The sequence below is a fragment of the Syntrophales bacterium genome, from assembly GCA_030655775.1.
Taxonomy (GTDB): Bacteria; Desulfobacterota; Syntrophia; order Syntrophales; family JADFWA01; genus JAUSPI01.
In genome coordinates this window covers 1-4,363 of sequence record JAUSPI010000212.1, presented here as the reverse complement: position 1 = coordinate 4,363, position 4,363 = coordinate 1, and the positions used below count along the sequence as shown (strand labels likewise).

3 protein-coding genes are annotated in these 4,363 nt (G+C 44.1%); all 3 read left to right on the top strand.

Going from position 1 to position 4,363, the window contains the following annotated elements:
* The first annotated feature begins 157 nt into the window (after positions 1 to 157).
* Genes Q7J27_11235 through Q7J27_11225 form a run of 3 tightly spaced genes read left to right on the top strand, consistent with a single transcriptional unit; the run spans position 158 to position 4,240 of the window.
* Positions 158 to 1,432, top strand: coding sequence for a DUF2791 family P-loop domain-containing protein (locus tag Q7J27_11235; GenBank protein ID MDO9529716.1), 1,275 nt, complete (start codon positions 158 to 160; stop codon positions 1,430 to 1,432).
* Positions 1,433 to 1,453: 21 nt separating this feature from the next.
* Positions 1,454 to 2,011 (top strand): hypothetical protein, encoded by a 558-nt coding sequence (locus tag Q7J27_11230; GenBank protein MDO9529715.1) that lies wholly within the window; start codon positions 1,454 to 1,456, stop codon positions 2,009 to 2,011.
* Positions 2,012 to 4,240: an SNF2-related protein gene (locus Q7J27_11225; protein MDO9529714.1), complete on the top strand. Its 2,229-nt coding sequence runs from the start codon at positions 2,012 to 2,014 to the stop codon at positions 4,238 to 4,240.
* The last annotated feature ends 123 nt before the right edge of the window (positions 4,241 to 4,363 follow it).

Sequence of the window (4,363 nt, the reverse complement as noted above, 5' to 3'; positions counted from 1 at the left end):
GGAAGAAAATCGAAAGCTTAAGCACGAGCTTGAAGTTCTCAGGGGACTGCTATACAACACAAAGTAAGCTGTTCGAGTACATGTACTCGAACAAAAAATACCGTAGTTTCGGGGCTTCCAGCCCCGCGACCACGAGTTTTAAAAGGGAGGTGCACTAATGAATATTGATGAACAAGTGAGAAATCAGCGTGCTATTGAAGCACTGCGTAATGGTGTGCCAAATCGTGACGCCGTCACGGTGTTGGGATCTAATCAGCCGGAGATAGAAGATAAATTTCGACGGCAACTTGAAAGCACAAAACATGCGCTTACCAGTGGTGATAGAAACGAAGGAATAATGGTGGCAGGTGATTTTGGCACCGGGAAATCACATCTCCTCGAATATCTGATGCATCTCGCTCTCGAACAGAATTTTGTATGCAGCAAGATTGTTATTAGCAAAGAGACACCTCTTTTTGACCCTGCAAAACTGTATCGGGCTGCGGCTGAAGCTGCGATTGTACCAGGTAAACGGGGTAGTGCTATGACCGAAATTGCCACTGCGCTGAAATTTAATAACCAAGACTATGAGGATTTTCGCCAATGGACACATCAGGAGGCCGGTCTTAATGCGAGATTTGCCGCCACTCTTTTTTTATATGAACGCATGTCAAACGACCCTGAACTCAGCAACCGCATTATCCGGTTTTGGTCTGGTGATAAAATAGATTCCGGAGAAATAAAAAAATATCTTAAAGCGTGTCGGGAGCCAGTCACCTATAAGATTGACAAAATTACGGCGAAAGAACTTGCTTTACAAAGATTTAAATTTGCTGCTCGTCTCATTCTTGAGGCAGGTTATTCCGGATGGGTCCTGTTGATTGATGAAGTGGAATTGATTGGCCGATACTCACTCTTGCAGAGGGCGAAGTCCTATGCAGAATTGGCACGATGGATGGGAAAACTGGAAGCTTCAAATGTTGCGGGATTAACATCAGTCTTTGCAATCATACAAGCTTTTCAGAGTATTATCCTGGAAGGAAAAGATGACTTTGAAAAAGTACCTAACAGATTAAGGGCAAAAGGAACGGAAAGTGATCTTCTCTTGGCCAGCCAGGCCGAAAGAGGAATGAGGGTCATTCAAAACGAAATTAAACTTTTAAAAACGCCGGACAAAGATGTGTTGGCTCAAACTTATGAAAAAGTAAAATCCATACATGCCGGGGCATACGATTGGGATCCGCCATCAGTGCAATCCATTGAGAATATGAGCAGTGCCCGGATGCGGCAGTATGTAAAAGGATGGATTACGGAATGGGACCTCAAACGGCTTGATTCCGGCTATATTCCGAAAATAGAAGTTGGGGGACTTGAACCAAACTATACCGAGGATAAGAATTTAGAGGTTGAAACAGAGGGAGGATCGGATAGCGACAATCTTAACCATGTCTAGACATTCGGGAGGTCACTTGAAATGCCGATTCCTTATCGTGATGCTGATGAATTAAACGATTATGGCATAGCAGGATATCTAACGATTCAACCTGCAAAGGAAGGATCTGGCTATCTGGCTGCACTTTTTCTGATCAATGCACGCGGTGAACCGATAGAATTTACGTATAACCGCATAGAGACTCCACACACCTTTCTTTGGCGACAAGCGGATATAAGGCGCCATGCGATAAAAAAAATAACCACATCGCTCCTCTCCTTATGTCCCAAAATACCGCGCCTGATGCTTTGTCGCGCTGAAGAAGTCGGCGGCGAACTTTTCTGTCAGGATATACAATTGTCGATTCCAGTCTGCCGGATTGCGCCGGCAATTAAGGCCTTTCCTTATTCGGCAACCGAAATACAAGACAGGATCGAAGCGGAAGAACCCCTGAATCTTTTTTGGTATCCGGGAAAACCTCCTGAAGACTCGATCGAATTGAAGCTTTTACATGAATTGTTAGGACGGGGCTTGCTCACAGAGCCCTTTGAGCGGACATTAATTGGACTCCGTGAGTTGTATCCGGAGAAAGGGAAATAGATGATGACCACGGATGTGATCTGGTGGAAAGAGCATCATATTGGCAATGTTCCAAGAGCGCGCTGGTTTGGTTTTTTTAGGCGGCCTGTTAAGCTTAGCGAGTATATTCCCCAGGGGCTGTCTGTACCATCGGTAATCCTATCTGTTCCTCAGGATTTATCAACATCGGATGACAATTCTTTGTCGTCACCCATTTCATTAATGGTCCCACATACCTTAACTATACCAATTAATCTCATTTCCGGTCAGACACAATCTGGTGGTTGTGTCCGCGGTAGTGTTGGACTCGCCGGTATCCTGTTGAAAGAGAGTATGCCCGGGGCAAAATTGTCAAAGCCGACACGATCAGATCTGGCTCTGCAAACTTCTCAAGATATGGATAATAATAAGGCTGAACCAGAAATCCCTCTTTCCAAACGGTTAGCTTATTTGCTCCAACCACCAACTGAAGTTTTACTATCAAGAAGCGGTCCGTTGGAATGGCCAGGAACCTTGTTCGATTATCAGATAGAAGGAATAAAAACCCTGCTTTCAAGAGATGCCTTGTTGCTTGCAGATGATATGGGACTCGGGAAGACAATTCAGGCGCTAGGTGCCCTGCGAATCCTTTTTCTTCAACGCCGCATCGAGTCTTGTCTACTGATTGTTCCAGCAAGCCTTGTCGGTCAGTGGCGAAAAGAAATCCACTATTGGGCTCCAGAATTACGTACCTCCACCATTCGTGGTACAACGGCAGAACGAACATGGCAATGGGTTACATCTGCCCATATTTACCTTACGAGTTATGAAACCTTACGGTCTGATTGTACCGACAATGCTCAATCACCTCCCCGTCGCCGTGTATGGGATGTTGTTATTCTTGATGAAGCTCAGAAAATTAAAAATCGTGACGTGGAGATCAGTCGTAAATGTAAACTTCTTCATCGACAGCGGGCTTGGGCACTTACGGGCACACCACTTGAAAACCGGGAAGATGATCTCGCTTCTATTCTCGAATTCGTAACGACCCTTAAAGAAGGTGAAACACCGCCGAGGCTCAAACCTGGTTTTGAACTCCAGGAAAAACATAAAAGTTTACAGCTTCGCCGGAAGAAACAAGATGTGCTCCCCCAGCTTCCACCCAAAATGGTCAACCAGATATCTCTAACAATGAATAGGCCGCAGCGTGAATACTATGAGCGTGCTGAAAAAGAAGGTATCGTCCAGCTAAAGGAAAGTGGTGAGTCTGTTAGAATAGAAAACATTCTCGAACTTATTATGAAATTGAAGCAGATATGCAATTTTTGTCCATCTACGGGAAGCTCAGTTAAATTTGATGATGTCCTGGAAAAATTGATTACTCTCGTGTCTGAGGGATATCGGGCCCTAATCTTTTCCCAATTCACGGATTCAACATATGGAGCAAATGCCATAGCATCAAACCTTAAAGACTTTAATCCTCTGCTGTATACCGGCGATCTTTCACAATTGCGTCGAGACATGATCATTAAAACATTCAAAGAGAATCGAGATCATAAGATTCTCATTCTTTCCCTCCGCGCCGGCGGACAAGGGCTAAATTTACAGGATGCTTCATATGTTTTTCATTTTGACCGCTGGTGGAATCCTGCCGTTGAACATCAGGCTGAGGACAGAGCCCATCGTCTCGGCCAAACTTTTCCAGTTAATGTTTATAAATATGTTATCGAAGATACGATTGAGGAACGGATTGAGAAAATTTTAAAGGAAAAGCAATTGCTTTTCGATGAATTGGTTGACAGTGTTTCAATCGATTTAAAGTCAAAACTGTCAAGCGAAGAACTTTTCGGCTTGTTTGGATTAATCCCTCCGGAACGCTTGAAATTATCAAAACGGAAATCGGCATTCAAAGGAACCTATGCAGAAATGAGTGGCGTGGAATTTGAGGAACATGTGAAAAAGCTCTTGGAACAAAAGAAATGGAAAGTGGAAACCACGCCTTTGACGCGCGATGGGGGGATTGACCTCATAGCCCGGCGGAATGACGATATTGGTGTAGAAACAACCCTTTACATTCAATGTAAAAATCATCTAACTCCCGTAGCTGTTGACGTAATTAGAGCCTTAAATGGAGCGATGCCGAAAGATGCTACTAACACAAGAGGCGTTGTAGTTTGTCCGAGCGGCTTTTCGATTGATGCAATAAATTTTGCTAAAGACCGGGGTATTGCACTTTGGGACCGTCATCATCTTTTTGAATTATTCCGATGATTCACTGACTGACATGTTTTGAAACCCCATCAAATATTCAAAACCTTGCTCTGCTGCTTCGAATGAGGGGGCCATTTGACCCGCAAAAGCAATTTTTGCGGTCATTTTTGGAGTAACTTTATG

Excerpts from the sequence above, each read along its gene's own strand:
- Q7J27_11235 (MDO9529716.1), top strand. The coding sequence starts at position 158 with ATGAATATTGATGAACAAGTGAGAAATCAGCGTGCTATTGAAGCACTG.
- Q7J27_11230 (MDO9529715.1), top strand. The coding sequence starts at position 1,454 with ATGCCGATTCCTTATCGTGATGCTGATGAATTAAACGATTATGGCATA.
- Q7J27_11225 (MDO9529714.1), top strand. The coding sequence starts at position 2,012 with ATGATGACCACGGATGTGATCTGGTGGAAAGAGCATCATATTGGCAAT.